This is a genomic window from Priestia aryabhattai (assembly GCF_023715685.1).
GTDB lineage: Bacteria > Bacillota > Bacilli > Bacillales > Bacillaceae_H > Priestia > Priestia aryabhattai_B.
Genome location: NZ_JAMBOQ010000001.1, coordinates 585,785 through 609,800, shown reverse-complemented (window position 1 = coordinate 609,800; position 24,016 = coordinate 585,785). Strand labels below are relative to the sequence as shown.

25 protein-coding genes are annotated in these 24,016 nt (G+C 40.2%); all 25 read left to right on the top strand.

Going from position 1 to position 24,016, the window contains the following annotated elements; genetic code table 11:
- Positions 1 to 10: 10 nt before the first annotated feature.
- Positions 11 to 1,678, top strand: a complete 1,668-nt coding sequence (locus M3225_RS03115; RefSeq protein WP_251391054.1) for a DAK2 domain-containing protein — start codon at positions 11 to 13, stop codon at positions 1,676 to 1,678.
- 195 nt (positions 1,679 to 1,873) lie between these two features.
- Positions 1,874 to 2,902 (top strand): PTS sugar transporter subunit IIC, encoded by a 1,029-nt coding sequence (locus tag M3225_RS03110; protein WP_251391053.1) that lies wholly within the window; start codon positions 1,874 to 1,876, stop codon positions 2,900 to 2,902.
- A gap of 212 nt (positions 2,903 to 3,114) precedes the next feature.
- Complete coding sequence (sdaAB, locus tag M3225_RS03105) at positions 3,115 to 3,777, top strand: L-serine ammonia-lyase, iron-sulfur-dependent subunit beta (RefSeq protein WP_251391051.1); 663 nt, start codon at positions 3,115 to 3,117, stop codon at positions 3,775 to 3,777.
- Between the two features lie 98 nt (positions 3,778 to 3,875).
- The gene (gene sdaAA, locus M3225_RS03100; protein WP_053487702.1) at positions 3,876 to 4,763 is read left to right on the top strand and encodes an L-serine ammonia-lyase, iron-sulfur-dependent, subunit alpha; all 888 of its coding nucleotides are present in this window, start codon (positions 3,876 to 3,878) and stop codon (positions 4,761 to 4,763) included.
- The gene (gene recG / locus M3225_RS03095; protein WP_251391049.1) at positions 4,756 to 6,804 is read left to right on the top strand and encodes an ATP-dependent DNA helicase RecG; all 2,049 of its coding nucleotides are present in this window, start codon (positions 4,756 to 4,758) and stop codon (positions 6,802 to 6,804) included. The genes sdaAA and recG overlap by 8 nt, the downstream gene beginning before the upstream one ends.
- Positions 6,805 to 7,005: 201 nt before the next feature.
- Positions 7,006 to 7,569, top strand: a complete 564-nt coding sequence (gene fapR / locus M3225_RS03090; protein ID WP_251391047.1) for a transcription factor FapR — start codon at positions 7,006 to 7,008, stop codon at positions 7,567 to 7,569.
- A 20-nt stretch (positions 7,570 to 7,589) separates the two neighbouring features.
- Positions 7,590 to 8,594, top strand: a complete 1,005-nt coding sequence (plsX, locus tag M3225_RS03085) for a phosphate acyltransferase PlsX (protein ID WP_251391045.1) — start codon at positions 7,590 to 7,592, stop codon at positions 8,592 to 8,594.
- Positions 8,595 to 8,597: 3 nt separating this feature from the next.
- Entirely contained in the window at positions 8,598 to 9,542 is a 945-nt protein-coding gene (gene fabD, locus M3225_RS03080) for an ACP S-malonyltransferase (protein WP_251391043.1), read from the top strand.
- Between the two features lies 1 nt (position 9,543).
- Positions 9,544 to 10,284, top strand: a complete 741-nt coding sequence (fabG, locus tag M3225_RS03075) for a 3-oxoacyl-[acyl-carrier-protein] reductase (RefSeq protein ID WP_013058906.1) — start codon at positions 9,544 to 9,546, stop codon at positions 10,282 to 10,284.
- A 138-nt stretch (positions 10,285 to 10,422) separates the two neighbouring features.
- A complete protein-coding gene (gene acpP / locus M3225_RS03070) occupies positions 10,423 to 10,656 on the top strand; it encodes an acyl carrier protein (protein ID WP_013058905.1) in 234 nt (77 codons plus the stop codon).
- 180 nt (positions 10,657 to 10,836) lie between these two features.
- Complete coding sequence (gene rnc, locus M3225_RS03065) at positions 10,837 to 11,583, top strand: ribonuclease III (RefSeq protein WP_013058904.1); 747 nt, start codon at positions 10,837 to 10,839, stop codon at positions 11,581 to 11,583.
- A gap of 77 nt (positions 11,584 to 11,660) precedes the next feature.
- Positions 11,661 to 15,221, top strand: coding sequence for a chromosome segregation protein SMC (smc, locus tag M3225_RS03060; protein WP_251391042.1), 3,561 nt, complete (start codon positions 11,661 to 11,663; stop codon positions 15,219 to 15,221).
- A gap of 25 nt (positions 15,222 to 15,246) precedes the next feature.
- Entirely contained in the window at positions 15,247 to 16,245 is a 999-nt protein-coding gene (gene ftsY, locus M3225_RS03055) for a signal recognition particle-docking protein FtsY (RefSeq protein ID WP_251391041.1), read from the top strand.
- A 145-nt stretch (positions 16,246 to 16,390) separates the two neighbouring features.
- Positions 16,391 to 16,525, top strand: a complete 135-nt coding sequence (locus tag M3225_RS29435; protein WP_285885212.1) for a hypothetical protein — start codon at positions 16,391 to 16,393, stop codon at positions 16,523 to 16,525.
- A 204-nt stretch (positions 16,526 to 16,729) separates the two neighbouring features.
- Positions 16,730 to 17,062, top strand: coding sequence for a putative DNA-binding protein (locus M3225_RS03050; protein WP_013058901.1), 333 nt, complete (start codon positions 16,730 to 16,732; stop codon positions 17,060 to 17,062).
- A gap of 12 nt (positions 17,063 to 17,074) precedes the next feature.
- The gene (gene ffh / locus M3225_RS03045; protein WP_013058900.1) at positions 17,075 to 18,418 is read left to right on the top strand and encodes a signal recognition particle protein; all 1,344 of its coding nucleotides are present in this window, start codon (positions 17,075 to 17,077) and stop codon (positions 18,416 to 18,418) included.
- Positions 18,419 to 18,554: 136 nt separating this feature from the next.
- On the top strand, positions 18,555 to 18,827 hold the full coding sequence (gene rpsP, locus M3225_RS03040; protein WP_013058899.1) for a 30S ribosomal protein S16: 273 nt from the start codon (positions 18,555 to 18,557) through the stop codon (positions 18,825 to 18,827).
- 11 nt (positions 18,828 to 18,838) lie between these two features.
- Positions 18,839 to 19,069 carry a KH domain-containing protein gene (locus M3225_RS03035; RefSeq protein ID WP_047930789.1) on the top strand — a complete coding sequence of 77 codons (231 nt, stop codon included), beginning with the start codon at positions 18,839 to 18,841 and terminating at the stop codon, positions 19,067 to 19,069.
- 150 nt (positions 19,070 to 19,219) lie between these two features.
- The gene (locus M3225_RS03030) at positions 19,220 to 19,603 is read left to right on the top strand and encodes a YlqD family protein (protein WP_014458417.1); all 384 of its coding nucleotides are present in this window, start codon (positions 19,220 to 19,222) and stop codon (positions 19,601 to 19,603) included.
- Positions 19,604 to 19,615: 12 nt separating this feature from the next.
- Positions 19,616 to 20,128, top strand: a complete 513-nt coding sequence (rimM, locus tag M3225_RS03025) for a ribosome maturation factor RimM (protein ID WP_251391040.1) — start codon at positions 19,616 to 19,618, stop codon at positions 20,126 to 20,128.
- Positions 20,128 to 20,868, top strand: a complete 741-nt coding sequence (gene trmD, locus M3225_RS03020) for a tRNA (guanosine(37)-N1)-methyltransferase TrmD (protein ID WP_057243091.1) — start codon at positions 20,128 to 20,130, stop codon at positions 20,866 to 20,868. The genes rimM and trmD overlap by 1 nt, the downstream gene beginning before the upstream one ends.
- A 161-nt stretch (positions 20,869 to 21,029) precedes the next feature.
- Positions 21,030 to 21,374 (top strand): 50S ribosomal protein L19, encoded by a 345-nt coding sequence (gene rplS, locus M3225_RS03015; protein WP_013084808.1) that lies wholly within the window; start codon positions 21,030 to 21,032, stop codon positions 21,372 to 21,374.
- 180 nt (positions 21,375 to 21,554) lie between these two features.
- Positions 21,555 to 22,106: a signal peptidase I gene (gene lepB / locus M3225_RS03010; RefSeq protein ID WP_014458421.1), complete on the top strand. Its 552-nt coding sequence runs from the start codon at positions 21,555 to 21,557 to the stop codon at positions 22,104 to 22,106.
- A gap of 21 nt (positions 22,107 to 22,127) precedes the next feature.
- Positions 22,128 to 22,994, top strand: a complete 867-nt coding sequence (gene ylqF, locus M3225_RS03005) for a ribosome biogenesis GTPase YlqF (RefSeq protein ID WP_251391039.1) — start codon at positions 22,128 to 22,130, stop codon at positions 22,992 to 22,994.
- A 107-nt stretch (positions 22,995 to 23,101) separates the two neighbouring features.
- Positions 23,102 to 23,869, top strand: a complete 768-nt coding sequence (locus M3225_RS03000; protein WP_251391038.1) for a ribonuclease HII — start codon at positions 23,102 to 23,104, stop codon at positions 23,867 to 23,869.
- The last annotated feature ends 147 nt before the right edge of the window (positions 23,870 to 24,016 follow it).

Sequence of the window (24,016 nt, the reverse complement as noted above, 5' to 3'; positions counted from 1 at the left end):
AGGAAGATTCGTGTCAATGACAACGTTGGACGGAAAGCGGTTTAGAGAAATGGTGCTTCAAGGAGCCCAGCATCTATCTAACAATGCAGATTATGTGGATGCGCTGAACGTTTTTCCTGTACCAGATGGTGATACTGGAACAAATATGAACTTATCGATTACCTCTGGTGCTAAAGAAGTAAAAAATAAACTATCTGATCACATCGGCCAAGTGAGTCAAGCTTTGTCTAAGGGCTTATTGATGGGGGCGCGCGGTAATTCAGGAGTTATTTTATCTCAATTATTCCGCGGTTTTGCGAAATCGGTTGAGCAAAAGTCAGCGATTACAACAGTTGAGTTTGCTGAAGCTCTTGAGCTTGGGGTAGAAACTGCTTATAAAGCTGTTATGAAACCAATCGAAGGAACCATTTTAACAGTAGCTAAGGATACTGCTAAAAAAGCATCGGCTGTTGCTAAAAAGCAATCTGATATGATTCTGTTCATGGAAGAAGTACTTAAGGAAGCTAATGCTTCGTTAAATCGCACGCCAGATCTTTTACCCGTGTTAAAAGAAGTAGGCGTAGTGGATAGCGGAGGTCAAGGGCTTGTTTTAATTTATGAAGGGTTTTTAGCTGAATTAAAAGGTGAAAAACTTCCGGGTGTACCCATGTCAGCTCCTTCGATGAATGAACTCGTAAATGCTGAGCATCATAAGCATGCGCAAAGCTATATGAATACAGAAGATATTGAATTTGGCTATTGTACAGAATTTATGGTAAGGCTGGAAGAGGATAAGCCTGCAGCTAAAACATTTTCTGAAGAAACGTTTCGTCAAGATTTAAGTAAATGGGGCGACTCATTGCTTGTAGTATCTGATGATGAAATTGTGAAAGTTCATATTCACGCCGAGCATCCTGGGGAAGTGTTAAACTATGGGCAGCAATATGGAAGTTTAATTAAAATGAAGATTGAAAACATGAGAGAACAGCATAGCAGCATTGTTTCAGATGAAGAAAAGCCTGCAGTAAAAAAGGCTGAAAAACAGCCCTTTGGCATTGTTACTGTATCAATGGGAAAAGGAATTGCTGAATTGTTCAAGAGCCTTGGTGCAACGGTTGTCATTGAAGGTGGACAAACAATGAATCCGAGTACAGAGGATATTGTCAAAGCGATTGAAGAAACAAATGCTGAACAGGTACTGATTTTACCTAATAATGGAAATGTTGTGATGGCTGCTAACCAAGCGGCTGCTGTTGTCGACAGTCACGTTTCGGTTGTCCCGTCTAAAACGGTTCCTCAAGGAATGACAGCGCTGCTATCATTTAATCCTCAGCAAAGCTTAAAAGAAAACGAGGAAGCAATGACAGAAGCTCTACAGCACGTGAAAACAGGACAAGTAACGTATGCAGTTCGCGATACAAATATTGATGGTCTTGAATTAGCTAAAGGCGATTTTATGGGTATTGTCGAAAAGAAAATCGTCGTAAAAGATTCAGAGAAATTAGAAGCAGCGAAAAAGCTATTGACTTATATGATTGATGAAGAAGCGGAAATCCTTACGATTCTTCAAGGAGAGGATGTCTCAGACGATGAAGCTGAAGCGCTAACATCGTTTGTAGAAGAAACGTTTGAAGAAGTTGAGGTAGAGCTTCATAAAGGAGATCAACCTTTATATTCTTACATTTTTGCAATTGAATAACAAAAAAAGCAGCATCCCTCCCGAGGGGTGCTGCTTTTTTTGTGTTTTTTAAGCTGAATACGAACTATTTTATTTTTTATGTTATAATTGTTCGGTATATTAGGTATATTAGTTGAAAAGAACCCGTTTGTATGGTAGTTTTGAAAACTGATTGAGTCAAATGTGAAAGAAAACAGCATGAGAGGAGAGACAACAGTGGATATTTTAAAAGGAACAGGTTTATTGTTATTAGTTTTATTTTTATTCTGGTTGTTTAGCAACAAAGCACCTTATGGCATGAAAGCAATGGGGGCGTTGGCAAGCGGAGCGGTAGCTGCGTTTCTCGTAGAGGCCTTTCAGTCATATGTAGGAGGAGATTTACTAGGTATTTCATTCTTAGGTGAAGTTGGAAAGGCTGCAGGAGGAATGGGAGGAGTTGCAGCAGCAGCACTAGTTGCTTTGGCGTTAGGAGTATCCCCTGTATATGCTCTTATGATGGGGGTGGTGTGTTCAGGGCTAGGCTTGCTCCCTGGATTTTTTGCGGGATACCTCATGGCGTTTGTAGTGAAATTTATTGAGAAAAAGGCACCTGCTGGTCTAGACTTATTAGGCAACATCTTAATTGCAGCACCTTTAACAAGATTAATTGGTAATGCATTCTCACCTATTGTAGATGCGACGCTTTTAAATATCGGAGGAATTATCAAAGATACAACAAGTGCTAGCCCTATTTTAATGGGAATTATTTTAGGGGGAGTTATTACAGTGGTAGCAACGGCTCCGCTTAGCTCAATGGCTTTAACGGCTATGCTAGGGTTAACGGGATTGCCTATGGCGATTGGAGCTCTTGCTGTATTTGGTTCTTCTTTCATGAACTATGTGCTGTTTGATCGATTAAAAATTGGGGATCGTCGTACAACCATTTCAGTTGCAGTTGAACCTTTAACACAAGCGAATATTATTTCAGCGAATCCGATTCCTATCTACATTACAAACTTTATTGGAGGTGCACTAGCCGGTGTGGTTGTGGCTCTGTTCGGATTGGTAAATGATGCTGCAGGCACGGCAACACCAATCGCAGGACTTGCAGTAATGTTTGGGTTTAATGACCCTATGAAGGTCACAATTTGTGCAGTACTTTGCGCACTAGCGGGAGCATTAGCTGGATTTATAGGTTCAGTTGTTTTTAAAAACTTTAAAATTAAAACAGTAGACGATGTAGCTTCTGAGCAAGAAGCAGCTTAAATAATTCATCTTTTCCTGCATAACATAGCAAAAAAAGTGGTGTAATTATCCTATTTTTATGGATAAATACACCGCTTTTTTTGTGTGTGAATTCCTAATAAAAATGAGAATTTTTAAATTTTTTTAGAGCGTGAAACAAAGCTTCCAAAAAGTCGAAAGCTCAAGTAACATATAAGTAATAACAATGTTTAAATAGCGGGGGGAAAATCCTTATGAAATACAAATCTGTCTTTGATATTATTGGTCCGGTAATGATTGGACCATCTAGTTCACATACAGCTGGTGCAGCGCGTATTGGACGCGTTGCACGAACACTTTTTGGTAAGCAGCCCACAAAAGTTGTGGTTTCATTATACGGTTCTTTTGCTCAAACGTATAAAGGACACGGAACAGACGTAGCGTTGATTGGCGGTATTTTAGATTTTGATACATTCGATCAGCGCATTCCGCAATCTTTGGACTTAGCTGAAAAAGAGGGAATCGATGTCACGTTTGTTGAAGAAGCGGCCATTACAGATCACCCAAATACAGCTCGTATCAAAATGAGCGACGGATTAAAGGAAATTGAGGTTGTTGGAATTTCAATTGGCGGAGGGAAAATTCAAATTACGGAGCTGAACGGATTTGAATTAAATTTATCAGGTATGAATCCAGCTATTCTCGTTGTGCATAATGACCGATTTGGTGCCATTGCGACCGTTACGAATATTTTGATGAAACATTCAATTAATATCGGACATATGGAAGTATCTCGCAAAGAGCGCGGAGAAGTAGCGCTCATGGCAATTGAAATGGATACGAATATTGAAGATGATGTAATTGAAGAGTTAAAAACATTGCCTCACATTATTCAAGTAACAAGAATGGTTGAATAGGATAGAGCGAATAGGAACGGCCTGCGAGAATAACAAGGGTCGAATGATTATATATGATTCTAAAGTGAAAATAAGACAGAATGATAGCGGAGGTTACTATGTTTCGAAACGTAGCAGAACTAGTAGAATTAGCAGAAAGTCAAAATGTAAAAATTGCAGAGATTATGATTCAACAAGAAATAGATATCACGGGAGTTACTCGTGAAGAAATCATGGGAAAAATGGACCGGAACTTAACGGTTATGGAAGAGGCGGTTGAACGTGGTTTAAAAGGGGTACAGTCTGTTACAGGTTTAACAGGCGGCGATGCAGTGCTGCTTCAAAACTATATTCAAAGTGGAAAATCTTTATCTGGAAATTTAATTTTAGATGCAGTCAGCAAAGCTGTAGCGACAAACGAAGTAAATGCGGCAATGGGGACAATCTGTGCAACGCCTACTGCTGGATCTGCGGGGGTAGTGCCAGGAACGCTGTTTGCAGTGCAAAATAAGCTAAATCCAACTCGCAAAGAAATGATTGAATTTTTATTTACATCAGGTGCTTTTGGGTTTGTTGTAGCCAATAATGCGTCTATTTCAGGAGCAGCAGGCGGATGTCAAGCAGAAGTGGGTTCAGCTTCAGGTATGGCAGCTGCAGCGATTGTTGAAATGGCAGGAGGTACACCGAGTCAGGCAGCTGAAGCAATGGCAATTACGCTCAAAAATATGCTAGGATTAGTATGTGACCCAGTAGCGGGGCTAGTAGAAGTTCCATGTGTGAAACGAAACGCAATGGGAGCGGCGAATGCAATGATTGCAGCAGATATGGCCTTAGCAGGTATTACAAGTCGTATTCCATGTGATGAAGTCATTGATGCTATGTATAAAATTGGTCAAACAATGCCGGTTGCATTACGAGAAACTGCACAAGGAGGCTTAGCGGCAACACCAACAGGTCGCGAGCTTGAAGCGAAGATCTTTGGTATTGCATTAAACAAAAGTGAATGAACTAACAACTATTTCAATTAAAACCATTAAAGGTATCGGAGATGAAACAGCACAAGCACTAGAGGATATGCATATTCACAGTGTGCATGACTTGTTAGAACATTTCCCATACCGCTATGAAGATTATGAGTTAAAAGATTTGGCTGAAGCAAAGCACGATGAAAAGGTCACCGTAGAAGGAAAAGTTCACAGCGTCCCCTCGCTTACGTATTACGGAAAAAAACGTTCGCGCCTTACGTTTCGGCTGCTGGTAAACCGCTATTTGATTACGGTTACTTGTTTTAATCGCCCTTACTATAAATCAAAGTTAGAAATCGATCAAACTGTTACGGTTACGGGGAAATGGGATCAGCATCGGCAAACGATTAATTTGCAGGAGCTTCAATTTTCTCCATTTGTTAAAAATCAAACGATTGAGCCTGTTTACTCAGTTAAAGGCAGCTTAACGGTCAAAGGAATGCGGAAGTTCGTCTCTCTTGCGTTGAAGAATTATGGCAGTAGCATTCAGGATATGCTCCCGGCCTCTATTCGTTCTAGGTACAAACTAGTAACGCGTGAAGAAGCAGTTAGAAGTATTCACTTACCTCGTGATCATGAAGATTTAAAACAAGCAAGACGTCGATTTGTCTATGAAGAATTTCTACTTTTTCAATTAAAAATGCAGGCGCTTAGAAAGCGCGAAAGAGAAGAAACGCCTGGAATGAAGCAAGCATTTGATTCAACCGAACTGGTAAATTTCACGAACTTGCTGCCGTTTCCGTTAACAAACGCTCAAAAACGTGTAGTAAACGAAATTACGCACGATATGAAATCGTCTTATCGCATGAATCGCTTGCTGCAAGGTGATGTAGGGTCAGGTAAAACAGTCGTAGCAGCGGTTGCTTTATACGCCACTGTTTTAGCAGGACATCAAGGTGCTTTAATGGTACCGACTGAAATTTTAGCTGAACAGCATGCTGAGTCATTAACTGCGATGCTTGAAAAGGTAGGAATCAGCGTAGGCTTGCTAACAGGGTCTGTTAAAGGAAAAGCGAGAAGAGAGCTGCTTCAGCGAGTGAAAGACGGAGATGTTCATGTATTAGTAGGTACCCATGCCTTAATTCAAGACGAAGTTATATATAATAGTTTAGGACTCGTCATTACGGATGAACAGCACCGCTTTGGAGTTGGGCAGCGCCGGGTTTTACGTGAAAAAGGAGAGAGTCCGGATGTATTGTTTATGACGGCGACGCCTATTCCAAGAACCCTTGCTATTACGGTGTTTGGAGAAATGGATGTGTCCATTATTGATGAAATGCCAGCAGGACGTAAGGCAATCGAAACGTACTGGGTAAAACATGATATGCTTGAACGCATTTTACATTTTGTTGAAAAAGAAATACATGACGGCAGACAAGCTTACGTTATTTGTCCGTTGATTGAAGAATCGGACAAGCTAGATGTTCAAAATGCAATTGATGTGCATGCAACACTCACTCACTATTTTAATGGAAAAGCAAGCGTTGGTCTCATGCACGGAAGATTGTCACCTGATGAAAAAGAAGAAGTGATGAAACAGTTTAGCGTAAATGGCGTGCAGATTTTAGTATCGACAACGGTTGTAGAAGTAGGAGTGAACGTTCCGAATGCAACCGTGATGGTCATTTATGATGCAGAGCGCTTTGGGTTATCTCAGCTTCATCAGCTAAGAGGACGCGTAGGGCGAGGAGATGCACAGTCGTATTGTATTCTGCTCGCGGATCCGAAATCAGAAGTTGGAAAAGAACGAATGACCATTATGACCGAAACAAACGATGGGTTTGTATTATCGGAAAGAGACTTAGAGCTTCGTGGGCCGGGTGATTTCTTTGGTAGAAAACAAAGCGGGATGCCTGAGTTTAAAGTAGCCGATATGGTGCACGATTACCGTGCGCTTGAAGTGGCTCGAGAAGATGCTGCTAAACTTGTAAATTCCGAAAGCTTTTGGACAGAAGATCAGTTTAAACTGCTGAGAATACAATTAGAAGCAACGGGCGTATTAACTGGAGAAAAATTTGATTAGTAAAAAAGCAATAGGCCGTGGTCTATTGCTTTTTCGTTCATAAAGATAAAAAGCAGCTAGGAATGAAAAAGTTAGCGGCTGTTAGCCATTAATATACATATTACACTGCAAAGAATGCATCATGTGAAAAATGTTGCAATTAGAAGGTAATGATTATATACTGCTATTAGTACCTAGTATTAAAAGTTCGGATGGTGGAGAATGAAGCGCAGTAAAAAAGAAAGACAGCAGCTATTAAAAACGACAATTGAAGAAAACCCATTTATTACGGATGAAGAACTAGCAGACCGTTTTTCAGTGAGCGTTCAAACAATTCGATTAGACCGCCTAGAGTTGTCGATTCCTGAACTGCGAGAACGTATTAAGCATGTAGCTTCAAAACAACTAGACGAGGAAGTGCGTTCGCTTCCGATTGAAGAAGTAATTGGAGAAGTTATCGACATTGAACTAGATCAATCAGCGATATCTATTTTTGATGTGAAAACAGAGCATGTGTTTCAGCGTAATCAAATTGCTCGTGGTCACCACCTTTTTGCGCAAGCTAATTCGTTAGCTGTCGCTGTTATTAACAACGAACTAGCGCTCACAGCAGATGCGTCGATCCGTTATCATCGCCCTGTTAAGCTTCATGAACGAGTGATAGCAAAAGCGAAAGTTCTGTCAACTAGTGAAGTGCGAACCACCGTTGAGGTAAACAGCTATGTAGGGCAAGAGCAAGTGTTCTCTGGCATTTTTAAAATGTATCGTTCTACAAAGGATAAATAATAAAAAGGATGAGACGCAACATGAAACTAGCTATTGATGCAATGGGCGGAGATCATGCACCGAAAGCCATTATCGAAGGTGTAGAAAAAGCTACTGCTCAATTTAAAGAATTACATATTACGTTGATTGGAAACGAATCAGAAATTAAAAAGTATTTAACAAATCCTGATCGTATTTCGATTATTCATACAGAAGAAACCATTGATGCAACTGATGAGCCAGTACGAGCTGTGCGCCGTAAAAAACAAGCATCTATGGTATTAATGGCAAATGAAGTAGCCGAAGGTCGTGCTGATGCTTGTATTTCAGCAGGAAACACAGGTGCGTTAATGACAGCGGGACTTTTTATTGTAGGTCGCATTAAAGGCATTGAACGTCCAGCACTTGCTCCGACGCTTCCGACCCTAGATGGAAAAGGCTTTTTAATGCTAGACGTCGGTGCAAACGTTGATGCCAAGCCTGAACATTTGCTGCAGTACGCCGTGATGGGGTCGGTGTATGCCGAAAAAGTACGCGGCATTCAAGCTCCTAGAGTGGGACTGTTGAACATTGGAACTGAGGATAAAAAAGGAAATGACTTAACAAAGCAAGCCTTTCAGCTACTAAAAAACGCTGATCTCAATTTTGTAGGCAACGTGGAATCTCGTGATTTGCTAAACGGCGCAGCGGATGTGGTTGTAACCGATGGTTTTACAGGGAATATGACTCTTAAGAGCATTGAGGGAACGGCGCTTTCATTGTTTTCTATGATTAAACAAGAATTAATGAGCACGTTAAAAAGCAAGTTAGCCGCAGCGGTGCTAAAGCCTCAACTGCAGGGTTTAAAAGCGAAAATGGATTACAGTGAATATGGAGGAGCAGGGCTTTTTGGGTTGCATGCGCCTGTTATCAAAGCGCACGGTTCGTCGGATGCGAATGCGGTATTTAGCGCGATTAAGCAAGCTGTAAATATGGTGGAAAACAATGTGTCTTCCACTATTCAAAAAGCAATCGAACAAACTGCTAATGAAGAAAAGGAGAGGTAAGAAATGGGTCAAATTGCTTTTATCTTTCCAGGCCAAGGGTCACAAACTGTTGGTATGGGAAAAGATTTATATGACGGAACAGAGGAAGCGAAAAAGCTGATTCATACAGCTGACGAAGCTTTAGGCTTCAGTCTTTCAAACATTATTTTTGAAGGGCCTCAAGAAGAACTGACTTTAACTTATCACGCTCAACCTGCTCTTTTAACAACGAGTACAATGCTGCTTGAAGCATTTAAAACGAGCGGAATTAAACCTGATTTTGTTGCGGGTCACAGTCTAGGAGAATACAGTGCGCTTGTGGCTGCTGATGTTTTATCGTTTAAAGATGCCGTTGTTGCTGTTCACAAAAGAGGTCGCTATATGGACGAAGCTGTACCAGCAGGTCAAGGCACAATGGCAGCAGTGCTTGGCATGTCAGCGGAAGATCTAGAAGCCGTTACCGCTCAAATTACAAGCGAAGGCGACGCTGTTCAGCTTGCAAATATTAACTGTCCGGGTCAAATTGTTATTTCAGGTACGGTAAATGGGGTAGAAAAAGCAGGAGCTCTTGCCAAAGAAAAAGGTGCAAAACGCGTGATTCCTCTAGTGGTAAGCGGTCCGTTCCACTCTAGCTTAATGAAGCCAGCTGCTGAAAAACTACGTGATACGCTAGAAACAGTGGGCTTTAGCGATGCGAAAGTTCCAGTCATAGCAAACGTAACAGCAAAGCCGGTTACTGACAGTCAAGATATTCAAAACAAGCTAGTGGAACAACTATATTCTCCAGTGAGATGGGAAGAAACAGTTGAGACACTTCTTGCAAAAGGTGTAGATACCTTTGTTGAAATTGGACCAGGAAAAGTATTATCAGGTCTTGTGAAAAAAGTAAATCGCCGTGCGACTGTTTATGCTGTTAATGATCTTACATCATTAAAATCAACGATTGACGCACTAAAAGGGGGAGAATAAGATGTTACAAGGGAAAGTTGCGGTTGTAACAGGCGCTTCTCGCGGAATTGGTCGTGCCGTTGCAATTGAGCTTGGAAAGCTTGGTGCTAAAGTAGTTGTAAACTATTCTGGCAGTGAAGCGAAAGCTCTTGAAGTTGTGGATGAAATTAAAGGATTAGGAACGGATGCAATTGCTGTACAAGCAAATGTGGCAGAAAGTGATTCTGTACAAGCAATGATAAAAGAAGCGATTTCTACATTTGGTTCAGTAGACATTTTAGTAAACAACGCGGGCATCACACGTGATAATCTTCTTATGCGTATGAAAGAAGACGAATGGGATGATGTTATTAATACAAACTTAAAAGGCGTATTTTTGTGCACAAAAGCGGTTACTCGTCAAATGATGAAGCAGCGCGCAGGACGCATCATTAATATTTCATCAATTGTCGGCGTCAGCGGTAATGCTGGACAAGCAAATTATGTAGCAGCAAAATCAGGCGTGATTGGTTTAACAAAAACAACTGCCAAAGAATTAGCAAGCCGCAATATTACAGTGAATGCAGTTGCCCCTGGTTTCATTGCAACAGACATGACGGATAAATTGAATGAAGAAGTGCAGGCGGAAATGTTAAAGCAAATTCCTCTTGCAAGCTTCGGCCAGCCTGAGGATGTTGCGAACGCAGTTGCGTTTTTAGCATCAGATGCAAGCCGTTATATTACGGGTCAAACGATTCACGTTGACGGCGGAATGGTGATGTAAAAAATGCACTTTGCGAAAAGTGTAATTTGGTGATAAAGTACAAAGGGACGTTTACTAGGCGACCGATAAACTTTATTATTCAACCATAGTATTTTAGATGGAAATCATCTATAATGACTTGAGGGGAGGTGAAGAACAATGGCAGAGGTACTAGAACGCGTAACAACAATCATTGTTGATCGTCTTGGTGTAGACAAAAGTGAAGTGAAACTAGAATCTAGTTTCAAAGAAGACTTAGGTGCTGACTCTCTAGACGTAGTTGAATTTGTAATGGAGCTTGAAGAGGAATTCGATATCGAAATTTCTGACGAAGAAGCTGAAAAAATTTCAACTGTAGGAGATGCAGTTAATTACATACAGAGCCAAATTTAATCTGTAGTATATGTATGAAAAGCCCCGTTAAACAGCGGGGCTTTCTCTTCTTTTTAAGAATTTCAAAAAAAGACATCTTTTTTTGAAAAGGTAGTGTATCTTTTAGGATACCTCGTTTTATAATGAGAGATGTTAGGAAAAAACTACGAAACAATTGAAGCAGGTAAGCGGAGGTATTTTATGCCTAAACAATATTCAAATCGAGATCGAAAGATGAACGTGAAATTCAAGCAAAATTTTGCAGAGTTTCAAAAGGAAATTGGTATTCAGTTTACAAATGAAGCGCTTCTTTTTCAAGCATTTACACATTCATCCTATGTGAATGAGCATCGCAGAAGACCGTATGAAGACAACGAGCGTCTTGAGTTTTTGGGAGATGCCGTATTAGAGCTAACCGTATCACAATTTTTATTTAAAAAGTATCCAACGATGAGTGAAGGTGAGTTAACGAAGCTTCGTGCAGCAGTTGTGTGCGAACCGTCGCTTGTTACTTTTGCAAATGAAATGGATTTTGGTAAACTAGTGTTACTTGGAAAAGGTGAAGAGATGACAGGCGGCCGATCTAGACCGGCTTTACTGGCCGATGTGTTTGAAGCATTTATCGGAGCTCTTTATTTAGACCAAGGGCTTGATACGGTAGTGACGATTCTAAAAAAAGTTGTCTTTCCAAAAATTAATGAAGGTGCTTTTTCTCATGTGATGGATTTCAAAAGCCAGCTTCAAGAAGTGATTCAACGTGATGGAGTTGGACAATTAGAATACAAAGTTTTGCAAGAAAAAGGTCCAGCGCATAATCGCGAATTCTTATCTCGCGTATCGTTAAATGGTGAAGAGCTCGGCGTTGGTGTAGGCCGTTCGAAAAAAGAAGCAGAGCAAAAAGCGGCTCAAGTAGCTATTACGAAAATTAGAGCAAGTCAAACGAAATAAAATGATCCCCCTCTTAACGTATTCGTTATAAAGGGGGATTTGCTATGAAAAGATTACATGTGTGAGGAGGGATTTCTATGTTCCTCAAACGATTAGATATTGCAGGGTTCAAATCGTTTGCAGAAAAAGTATCGATAGATTTTGTGCCAGGTGTAACGGCGGTAGTAGGACCGAATGGAAGCGGAAAAAGCAACATTACGGATGCCATACGCTGGGTGCTTGGAGAACAGTCAGCCAAATCGCTTCGTGGAGGGAAAATGGAGGACATTATTTTTGCAGGAAGCGAATCACGCCGTGCGGTAAACGTGGCTGACGTAACGCTGACTTTGGAAAATGATGACCAGTTTCTCCCGCTTGATTATCATGAAGTTAGTATTACAAGGCGCGTGTACCGCTCAGGAGACAGTGAGTTTTTTATTAACAACCAGCCGTGCCGCTTGAAAGATATTGTCGATTTATTTATGGATTCAGGACTTGGAAGAGAAGCTTTTTCGATTATCAGTCAAGGAAAAGTAGAAGAAGTACTAAGCAGTAAATCTGACGAGCGCCGTAAAATTTTTGAAGAAGCAGCAGGTGTATTAAAATACAAAACGCGTAAACGAAAAGCGGAGCTTCGACTTCTCGAAACGCAAGAAAATTTAAATCGAGTGGTAGATATTCTTCATGAAATTGAAGGTCAGTTAGAGCCTTTACAGATTCAATCGTCTATTGCAAAAGATTATTTGCAGAAAAAAGAAGAATTAGAGCAGATTGATGTGGCTGTTACGGTATTTGAAGTTGAAGATCTTCATCAGAAATGGGAAAAATTAAAAGCTGAAATGGCTCAACACGAGCAGCTTGAAGAATCTCTCGCGACGAATATTCGCACGCGTGAAGGAGAAATCCAGACTCTTCGTTTGCACATTCAGCAAATAGATGAACAACTAGACTCTTTACATAAAAAACTACTATATGTAAGTGAAGAAGTAGAAAAGCTAGAAGGCAAAAAAGAAGTATTAAAAGAGCGTAAGAAAAATGCCTTTCAAAATAAAGAACAGCTGGAACGTTTAGTAAAAGAGTATACTCATAAGCATCAAGAATTAAGTAAAGCAAAAGACAGCGAAGGAAAAGATCTTGAGCAATCTCAAAAAGAAGTACAAGAGATACGTCTGAAGCTTACTGAGCAGGAACAGTTGTTCAGACAGTACAGCGAGAATTTAGAAGAAAAACTTGAACAGATGAAAAGCGAGTATTTTGAATTAGCGAACGCTCAAACATCTGCTCGAAATGAAATTTCATTTTTAGAACAGCAAAAAATGCAAACGTTTGAAAAAGAGCAGCGCTTAACAAAATCCAACGAGCAATACGTAGAACAGCGCCGTGAATTAACACAGCGAAAAGAAGCGGCGATCAAAAGGCTCGCTCAGTTTCGTCAAGAGCTTCAGCAAGCTGTACAAGTGTATAAGCAACAAGTAGAGCAGCTTGAGTCATTAAGACAAGCCTATCGTAAACAGGAGTCTACGCTTTATCAAGCTTATCAGTATGTCCAGCAGACAAAATCACGAAAAGAAATGCTTGAAGAGATGCAAGAAGACTATGAAGGTTATTTTCACGGTGTAAAAGAAGTGTTAAAAGCGCGTGATGGGAAGCTTACGGGCATTAAAGGAGCGATTGCTGAGTTAATTAATGTCCCAAAAGAGTATGAAACAGCGCTTGAAATTGCGCTTGGAGGAGCAGCTCAGCATATCGTCGTTCAAGACGAACAAAGTGCGCGGCAGGCAATTGGCTTTTTGAAACAACATGGTTACGGGAGAGCTACATTTTTACCACTGACGTCTGTAAAAGACCGTTATATTCCTGCCCAAACTATTTCCATGCTAGAGAGTCACGAAGCGTATGTAGGAATCGCTTCATCTCTTGTTAAATACGAAGGTACGTACGACCGAGTTATTAAAAATTTACTTGGAACCGTTATTGTTGTCGATGATTTGAAAGGTGCGAATGAACTTGCACGTCTTGTACAGCATCGCTATCGTTTTGTGACCGTTAAAGGAGATGTTGTCAACCCCGGTGGTTCGATGACAGGTGGTTCAATGAAGCAAAAGTCCAACTCTTTGTTAGGTCGTCAGCGTGAAGTGGAAGCCATTACGGCAAAAATACAAGAGATGGAACAAAAGACGCTTGTGCTTGAGCGAGATGTGAAAGAGAAAAAGTCACAGATTGAAATGCTTCAACAGGAAATTAATAAACAGCAGGCATTTGTGGAACGCTTGAAAGACAAAGAGCAGGAATCTGACCGAGAAGTAAAGCAAATTGACATCGAAGAAAAAGCAGTGAATGACCGCTTAACCATGTACGATCATGATATTGCTAGCTTTAGACAAGATCAAACAAGCTTGTCCGCTCGAATTGATGAGCTGCATACGAGTTTGCAAGGAAATCAGCAGCAAGCAAACGTATTAGAGAAAAACATTGAAGAGTTAGCTGCACGCAAGCATACACAGCAAACGTCTAAAGAAACCGTTCAACATGAGCTTACAGAAGTAAAAGTGCTTCTTGCGAAAAAAGAACAGTTTTTGACAAATCAGCAAGAAAAATATGAAAGAGTGTGCTTTGAGCTTAATCAAACCATTCAGCGTTTGTCTGAAGCTACAGATGATCTTTCTCTTTTAACCAGCGAAATCACGAGCAACGACTCGGGTGAACTTCAGCTCGAAGAAGCGGCGCATGAGCGAATAAAAGAAAAGACAGAAACGTTAAAATTAATGGATGACTGCAGATCAGAGCGGTTAAAAGCTCAGAATAAACTTGAAGACGAAGAGAGGATTATAAAAGAGCTGCAGCGTCAGTACAAACAAATTGCGGATGCTTTAAAAGATGAAGAAGTCAAAATCAATCGAATTGACGTAGAGCTAGACAGCCGTCTGCAGCAGCTGACAGAAGAGTACGAAATTAGCTTTGAAGCAGCGAAAGAAAAGTATCCTTTAACATTAGATATTCAAGAAGCGAGAAAAAAAATCAAGCTGATAAAGTTGGCAATTGATGAATTAGGAACCGTAAACTTAGGTTCTATTGAACAATATGAACGCGTTTCAGAGCGCTATGAATTTTTAAATACGCAGCGAGCGGACCTTGACGAAGCGAAAAATACTCTGTATCAAGTGATTGAAGAAATGGACGAGGAAATGAAGAAACGTTTTTCTGATACCTTCTCTCGTATCCGCAATGAATTTGGTACAGTGTTCTCTTCACTATTCGGGGGAGGAAAAGCGGATTTGAAATTAACAGATCCAAAAGATTTATTAAATACAGGGGTGGAAATTGTTGCCCAGCCTCCTGGGAAAAAACTGCAGAATCTAGGGTTGCTGTCAGGCGGCGAGCGTTCGTTAACAGCCATTGCCCTCCTGTTTTCTATTTTGAAAGTACGTCCAGTGCCGTTTTGTGTGCTAGATGAAGTGGAAGCGGCGCTTGATGAAGCAAACGTTCATCGTTTTGCTACGTATTTACGCAAGTTTAGTAATCAAACACAGTTCATTGTTATTACTCACCGAAAAGGTACAATGGAAGAAGCTGATGTACTGTACGGTGTGACGATGCAAGAATCTGGCGTATCTAAATTAGTCTCTGTTCGTTTAGAAGAATCAAAGCAATATGTTTAACTCATAGAATGAAAGGGTGGTACGAATGAGTTTTTTTAAGAAACTAAAAGAAAAAATTACAATGCAAACGGATTCTGTTACACAAAAATTTAAAGATGGACTATCAAAAACGCGCAATTCTTTTTCAGAACGCGTGAATGATCTAGTGTCTCGCTATCGTCAAGTAGACGAAGAGTTTTTTGAGGAATTAGAAGAAATTTTAATTAGTGCTGACGTCGGTGTGGCTACCGTGTTGGATTTAATTGATGACTTAAAATCGGAAGTGAAACGCCGTAACATTAAGGACCCTCAAGATGTACAGGCTGTCATCTCTGAGAAATTAATTGATATTTATGAATCTGGTGAAGAGCAGATTGGTGAACTGAATATGCAGCAAAATGATTTAACGGTTATTTTGTTTGTAGGGGTAAACGGCGTTGGAAAAACAACAACAATTGGGAAAATTGCGCATAAATTTAAACAAGAGGACAAAAAAGTAGTAATGGCCGCAGGAGATACGTTCCGTGCCGGTGCGATTGAGCAGTTAGAAGTATGGGGAGAACGCGTTGGTGTTGATGTTATTAAGCAATCTGCAGGTTCTGACCCTGCCGCTGTCATGTATGACGCTGTTCAGTCAGCCAAGGCTCGAAAAGCAGATGTTTTATTATGTGATACAGCAGGGCGCCTTCAAAACAAAGTGAATTTAATGAAAGAATTAGAGAAAGTAAAGCGTGTTATTGAGCGAGAAATTCCTGGTGCTCCTCATGAAGTACTCCTTGTACTTGATGCGACGACGGGTCAAAACGCTTTAAGTCAGGCTAAAACATTCTCAGAAGCGACGAACGTGACGGGGATTGTGTTAACAAAACTAGATGGTACGGCTAAAGGCGGAATTGTTCTTGCCATTCGAAACGAACTGAAGCTTCCCGTTAAATTCGTTGGACTTGGAGAAAAAGTAGACGATCTTCAGCCGTTTGACACGGAGCAATATATCTATGGATTATTTGCCAATGCTGTAGAGGAAGAAACAGAAAAAGAGACATAATCTCAAAAGAGGCTGGGACAAAAGTATTTTAGTTGAAGGAAGATCCGAACGATGAATCGAGATTCTTGATGGAGAATCAAATTCGTTCGGATTTTTTCATGGGTATGGTGAACGTAGGTTTCATGTATGTAGTTACTTCTAGCTGTTGATTGGAGGGCAAGGCGAAGACTCCTGCGGGAAAAGCGGAATAGATGAGACCCCGCAGAAGCGTAAGCGACGAGGAGGCTCATCGCCCGCCCGCGGAAAGCGAAGTCTTGCACGGAAATCAACAGCGGTGTAACAAGTGATCCATACTAGCTCATTTATTCTATTTGTTCGTCTTTAGATTGAATTGATTTAGTTAGGTCTCCATCTCTTTTAAATGGGAAAATGTCAGGTGTTAAGGAAAAAACTTGACATTCAAACCTAGCCTAGTTAAACTAATAACATGTAAAGGCTTTTCACTTAACAAGGGGGCGGTCAAATGGTTGAAAAGAGCGTGCATATGCTCGAAAAAACAACAAGAATGAATTACTTATTTGACTTCTATCAGGCGCTGTTGACGCCCAAACAAAGAAGTTATATGTCACTTTATTACTTGGATGATTATTCCCTCGGTGAAATAGCGGAAGAATTTGATGTGAGTCGTCAAGCAGTTTATGATAATATAAAACGTACAGAGCAAATGCTTGAACAATATGAGGAAAAGCTATTGTTATTTCAACGGTTTCAAGAGCGTCAATCAATTGTTCAACAACTGAAAGACGAACTTGCAGCTGACTTAAACAAGAACAGTAAGCTTTCTTCTCTTCTTGATTCGCTCGAGAAATTAGATTAGGGGGCGGCGTATATGGCATTTGAAGGATTAGCCGACCGTTTGCAAAGCACACTGCAAAAGTTAAAAGGAAAAGGAAAAGTTAACGAAGCTGATGTTAAAGAAATGATGCGTGAAGTTAGACTTGCCCTTTTAGAAGCCGATGTAAACTTTAAAGTAGTAAAAGACTTTGTTAAGCGCGTAAGCGAACGTGCTGTAGGTCAAGACGTTCTTAAGAGCTTAACGCCTGGACAACAAGTTATTAAGGTTGTACAAGAAGAATTAACTGCACTTATGGGCGGAGAGCAAAGCAAGATTGCAGTAGCTCCAAAAGCTCCAACTGTAATTATGATGGTTGGACTTCAAGGTGCAGGTAAAACAACGACAACTGGTAAACTTGCCAATTTATTACGTAAAAAATATAACCGTAATCCATTGCTTGTAGCAGCAGATATTTATCGTCCGGCAGCTATTAAACAGCTTGAAACACTAGGGAAACAGCTTAGCATGTCTGTTTTTTCATTAGGTGATCAAGTAAGTCCTGTGGAGATTGCAAAACAAGCGATTGCTCATGCGAAAGAAGAGCATCACGATTATGTATTAATTGATACAGCGGGACGTTTGCATGTTGATGAAAATCTAATGGAGGAGTTAGAACAGATCAAAGAGCTTTCTAACCCAGACGAAATTTTCCTTGTTGTCGATGCGATGACGGGTCAAGATGCAGTAAACGTTGCGGATAGCTTTAATAAGCAATTAGGATTAACTGGAGTTGTATTAACGAAACTAGACGGCGATACTCGCGGTGGTGCAGCGCTTTCTATTCGTGCAGTAACCGATACACCAATTAAGTTTGTCGGTCTTGGAGAAAAGATGGATGCTATTGAAGCATTCCACCCAGAGCGTATGGCTTCCCGTATCTTAGGTATGGGTGATGTGCTGACGCTTATCGAAAAGGCTCAGGCAAATGTAGATGCTGAAAAAGCAAAGGAGCTTGAAGCTAAGCTTCGCACACAGTCATTTACATTTGATGACTTTTTAGATCAACTTGCTCAAGTGCGTCAAATGGGACCGCTTGATGAGCTAATTGGTATGCTTCCGGGCGCCAATAAAGTAAAGGGGCTCAAAAACCTGCAGGTTGATGAAAAGCAAATTAATCATGTAGAAGCAATTATTCGTTCTATGACGAAAGCGGAAAAAACAAACCCTGAAATCATTAATGCAAGTCGAAGAAAGCGTATTGCAAAAGGAAGCGGACGTTCTGTACAAGAAGTCAACCGTTTGCTTAAGCAATTTGAAGACATGAAAAAAATGATGAAACAAATGACAAATATGTCAAAAGGCAAGAAAAAGGGTATGAAACTTCCATTCTTTTCATGATAAAACGCTTGATTTGGACTGAAAAACCAAAAGAAATAAAATATTTTTCTAGTGTTAAGAAAAAAACCTTTACAAACATTTTACCTATTTGATATTATATTATCTTGTTGAAACATATTCGGAGGTGCTTTATAAAATGGCAGTAAAAATTCGTTTAAAACGTATGGGAGCTAAAAAATCTCCTTTCTATCGTATCGTAGCAGCAGACTCTCGTTCACCACGTGATGGACGTTACATCGAAGTAGTTGGAACTTACAATCCTGTAGTTCAACCAGCTGAAGTTAAAATCGATGAAGAGCTAGCTCTTAAATGGTTACAAAATGGTGCTAAACCATCTGATACAGTTCGTAACCTTTTCTCTAACGAAGGCATCATGGAAAAATTCCATAATGCTAAATTAGGAAAATAATTTCACTCGAGATGACATCACTAATCGAAACAATTGTAAAGCCGCTTGTTGATTATCCAGCTGATGTTAAAGTGGAAGAACAAGAAGATGAACGTCAAGTGACGTACACCCTTACTGTTCACCAAGAAGATGTCGGCAAAGTAATCGGCAAACAAGGCCGCGTTGCAAAAGCGATTCGAACTGTTGTGAATGCAGCAGCATCACAGCAAGGTAAAAAAGTGTATGTGAAAATTCAAGAGTAATCAAAAAGGGAGAGGGATAACCTCGCCCTTTTTTTATGTTATGATAAGATGAACCTTTTGATCACAGTAAGTCTTTTGCGAGCAAGAAGCAGCTATTCAATATGCATGCAAAAAGCACAAGGTCACTATCTTGAGGGCGGAGGGAACGTTTTGAACATTATTCAAAAAGTGGTTGTGAAACAAGTGTTAACTGAAGCAAGCAAACAAGATCTTGAAAATCGTTTTGTAAACCGCAAGCAGGCGCTTGAAAAGGAAATGGAACAGCTGAAATTTCAGTTAAAGCACATGGAAAAAGCCAATAAAGGTTCTTCTTTATTACATAGTCAATTTGAAAAAGAAAAATCCGCTCGCCTTGAAAAAATTGAAGTGTTGAACTTTCAGCTGACGCAATTAGAAAAGCTTCCTTTAGGGAGCGAACTCGTTGAAACTGAACTGGATGCCTTAGTAGAGGTAAAAATCGGCGATGATTGGGAAAAGATAAAAGAAAGTAAAACAATTATTATAAAAGATAGCAAAGTTGTTGAGATTAGATAGAGGTGAAGAAGCATGAAATGGTTTAAGGTTGGAAAAATTGTGAATACCCATGGTGTAAAAGGAGAAGTTCGTATTGTATCAACTACGGATTTTGCTGATGAGCGCTATGAAAAAGGAAATAAGCTTTATATCTTCAAAGAAAAGCAAAGCGAGCCGGTGGAAGTAACGGTAGCAAGCCACCGCAGGCATAAAAATTTTGATCTGCTTACATTCGAAGGCTACCACAACGTAAATGATGTTGAGCAGTACAAAAACTGCGAAGTGAAAATTCCTGAAGAGCAGCTAACGGATTTAGAAGAAGGTGAATTCTATTTCCATGAAATTATTGGCTGTACAGTAAAAACAGAAGACGGAGTAGAGGTAGGAACGGTCAAAGAAATTTTAACGCCGGGAGCTAATGATGTGTGGGTTGTTAAAAAAGGCGGAAAAGAAGTTCTCATTCCTTATATCGACGACGTGGTACAATCTATTGATATAGATGAAAAAGAGATTGTTATTACAGTAATGGAAGGGTTATTGGACTAATGAAAATTGATGTACTGTCGTTATTTCCTTCTATGTTTGACGGTGTTTTTGGCGAATCAATTTTGAAAAAAGCACAGGAAAAAAATGCGGTTGAACTGAATGTGGTTAATTTCCGAGAATATTCTACGAACAAACATCAAAACGTAGACGATTATCCTTACGGCGGAGGTGCTGGAATGGTATTGACGCCGCAGCCTATTTTTGACGCCGTAGAAAAGCTCACTGAAACAGCAAAAAAGCCCCGGGTGATTTTGCTTTGTCCGCAAGGGGAACGCTATACGCAGGCAAAAGCAGAAGAACTAGCAGCAGAAGAGCATCTAATTTTCATTTGCGGCCATTACGAAGGGTATGATGAACGAATTCGTGAGCAGCTGGTAACCGATGAAATTTCAATTGGTGACTATGTATTAACCGGAGGAGAGCTTGGTGCAATGGTTGTGATCGATAGCGTTGTTCGCCTGCTTCCTGATGTGCTTGGCAACAATCATTCAGCTGTACAGGACTCACATAGCACCGGTTTACTAGAGCACCCGCACTATACGCGTCCTGCTGATTTTAGAGGCTTAACAGTTCCTGAAGTACTTATGTCAGGAAATCATAAAAAAATTGAACAGTGGCGCCAAAAAGAGTCTTTAAAGCGCACGTTGCTTCGAAGACCGGATATGCTTGAAAAAATGGAGCTAACAGAAGAGCAAAAGAAACTAGTAGCTCAATTAAAAGAAGAAAATCAGCTTTCATAAATCCATGAAATTTATGCATAAACTCTGTTGCATACGGTATAAGAGTGTGCTAAGATAGATTTTGTGGCTTGGGCAGATGTCTGGTCACCTATAACGATGTTCCGCTGCAATGATTGAGAAGCATTGGTATGAGCGTCTGTTGGAAGGAGTTGAAACACGCGATGCAAAAATTAATCGAAGAGATTACAAAAGAACAATTAAAAACAGATCTTCCTACGTTCCGTCCTGGTGATACTGTACGTGTACACGTAAATATCGTTGAGGGTACTCGTGAACGTGTTCAGGTATTTGAAGGTGTTGTTATTAAGCGTCGTGGCGGTGGTATCAGCGAAACATTTACAGTACGTAAGATTTCTTACGGTGTAGGTGTAGAGCGTACATTCCCACTTCATACGCCAAAAATTGCAAAAATCGAAGTAATGCGCCGCGGTAAAGTACGCCGTGCGAAACTTTATTACCTACGTGAATTACGTGGTAAAGCTGCGCGTATTAAAGAAATTCGATAATAGTAAAGGGGAGCTTGTTCATACAAGCTCCTTTTTTCAAATGTTTTTTTAGAACGATTCGTTCTCTGACAGTAAAAAATAGACGCACAAGTCATCATTTTTTTATTCTATTTATTTATTAGGCGTTTCAAACATTATCGTTTAAAATAAAGGTATGACATAAGAGTTGGAGGACTGAAGATGGCTCGAAAGAAAAATGAACTATGGGAATGGATAAAAGCAATCGCCATTGCCGTACTGTTAGCTGTTGTAATTCGCTATTTTTTGTTTGCACCGATTGTAGTAGATGGACTTTCTATGATGCCTACGCTGCATGATCAAAATCGAATGATTGTAAATAAGTTCTCCTATAAGATTGGTGATCCTGATCGCTTTGATATTATTGTTTTTCATGCTACAGAGGAAAAAGATTACATAAAACGTATTATCGGACTGCCGGGTGATCATATTGAGTATCGAAATGATACGCTGTATGTAAATGGAAAAGCTTATAAAGAGCCCTATTTAGATCAGTATAAAAAAGAAGTGATTGACGGTAATTTAACCGAAGATTTTAAACTAGAAGACGTAACGGGTAAAAAAACCGTGCCAGAAGGTTATTTGTTCGTGATGGGAGACAATCGACGCTACAGTAAAGACAGCCGTCAGATTGGCTTTGTGAGCATGGACAAGGTGCTTGGTAAAACGAGTGCCGTATACTGGCCAATTAAAGAAGCGCGTTTTGCAAAGTAAAAAATAAAAGGTGAGTAAAATATGACAATTCAATGGTTCCCTGGTCATATGGCCAAGGCCAGAAGACAAGTAACTGAAAAGCTAAAATTGATTGATATTGTATACGAACTGGTTGATGCACGTATTCCGCAATCATCGCGAAATCCGATGATTGATGAGATTATCGTGAACAAACCGAGAATCGTATTGCTGAATAAAGTGGACAAAGCTGATCCGCGCGTTACTCAGCAGTGGCTAGATTATTATAAAGAACAAGGTATTTATGCCTTGGCTATTGATGCACAAGCAGGTAAAGGAATGAAACAAATTGTTTCGTCTTCCAAAGAACTTCTTCAAGAGAAGTTTGACCGTATGCGCGCAAAAGGAGTCAAAAAACCCCGCGCCATTCGAGCGATGATTGTAGGAATTCCTAACGTTGGTAAATCGACGCTGATTAATCGCCTTGCAAGCAAAAAAATTGCCAAGACCGGAGATCGTCCAGGTGTGACGCAGGCACAGCAGTGGATTAAGGTAGGAAATGAGCTGGAGCTGCTTGATACACCCGGTATTTTGTGGCCTAAGTTTGAAGATGAAACAGTTGGATATAAGCTTGCGACAACGGGTGCTATCAAAGATACCATTTTAAATATGCAAGATGTCGCTGTTTATGCTCTGCGATTCTTATCTAGCCATTACCCAGAACAGTTAAAGCAGCGTTATGATTTAATCGAAATCCCTGAAGATATTGTAGAACTGTTTGATGCAATTGGGTCGCGCCGCGGCTGTTTAATGGGTGGCGGCATGGTGGATTACGATAAAACAGCTGAGCTTGTTCTTCGAGAAATTCGAACGGATAAAATTGGTACCTTTACATTTGATGATCCAAATGAAGCTGAACGACAGCTGTAAGCAACACATTGCGAACTGAAACAAAAAACGCCTCTGCCTTTTCAGCATGAGGCGTTTTTTATATAAAGGTGCAGTGCGAAAAAGTTGATATAAAGAAGGTGGAGCTAATGAAAAAGAGTATTAAGGAAATAAAAGAGGATCTAAAGCAAGTGAGAAGCTCAGAAGATGCTTTATTTAAGACATATGCACAAGATGAGCGTAAAGGTGTGCAGCAGGTTATTATTCAAAAACAAAGGCAATTTGAAGCTGCTGAGCGCTTGAAGAAACAGTTTGATGAAATGATGAGATATGAAAACGAATTATATAGCCAAGGAGCAACCTATATTGCCGGAGTAGACGAAGTAGGAAGAGGACCGTTAGCAGGACCGGTAGTAGCGGCTGCTGTTATTTTGCCTCCTAATTTTTTTCTCCCTGGTCTCACAGATTCAAAAAAGTTATCAGAGGCAAAGCGAGAAGAGTTTTATGAAGAAATTTGCGAAAAAGCTGTCGCTATCGGTATAGGGATTATAGGCGCAGAGGTAATTGATTCTATTAATATTTATGAAGCAACAAAAAAGGCAATGACTGAAGCAATTGAATTGCTAGCTGTTCAGCCTGATGAACTGCTTATTGATGCGATGAAGCTGCCGGTGCCTATTTCGCAGCAGTCAATCATCAAAGGCGATGCTACAAGCATTTCGGTTGCTGCAAGCTCTGTTATTGCAAAAGTGACGCGAGATCGAATGATGAAAGAACTTGGTAAACGCTATCCTGCATACGGATTCGAAAAACATATGGGATATGGAACAAAACAACATTTAGAAGCAATCGAACAATATGGGATTTTGCCAGAACATCGCCGATCTTTTGCGCCGATAAAAAACCAAGTAAAATAGAACATGATACCCGAGCATATCTCTGTTTTTTAGCGTATGCTTCACGGGCGGGATTTTAGGCTCAAAAAGAATATAGCCTATTTAAGTGGAGATATTGCAGCGGGTGAAGTTCGTAAATTATTTTCCTCTCAGTTTGCTTTAGTTATG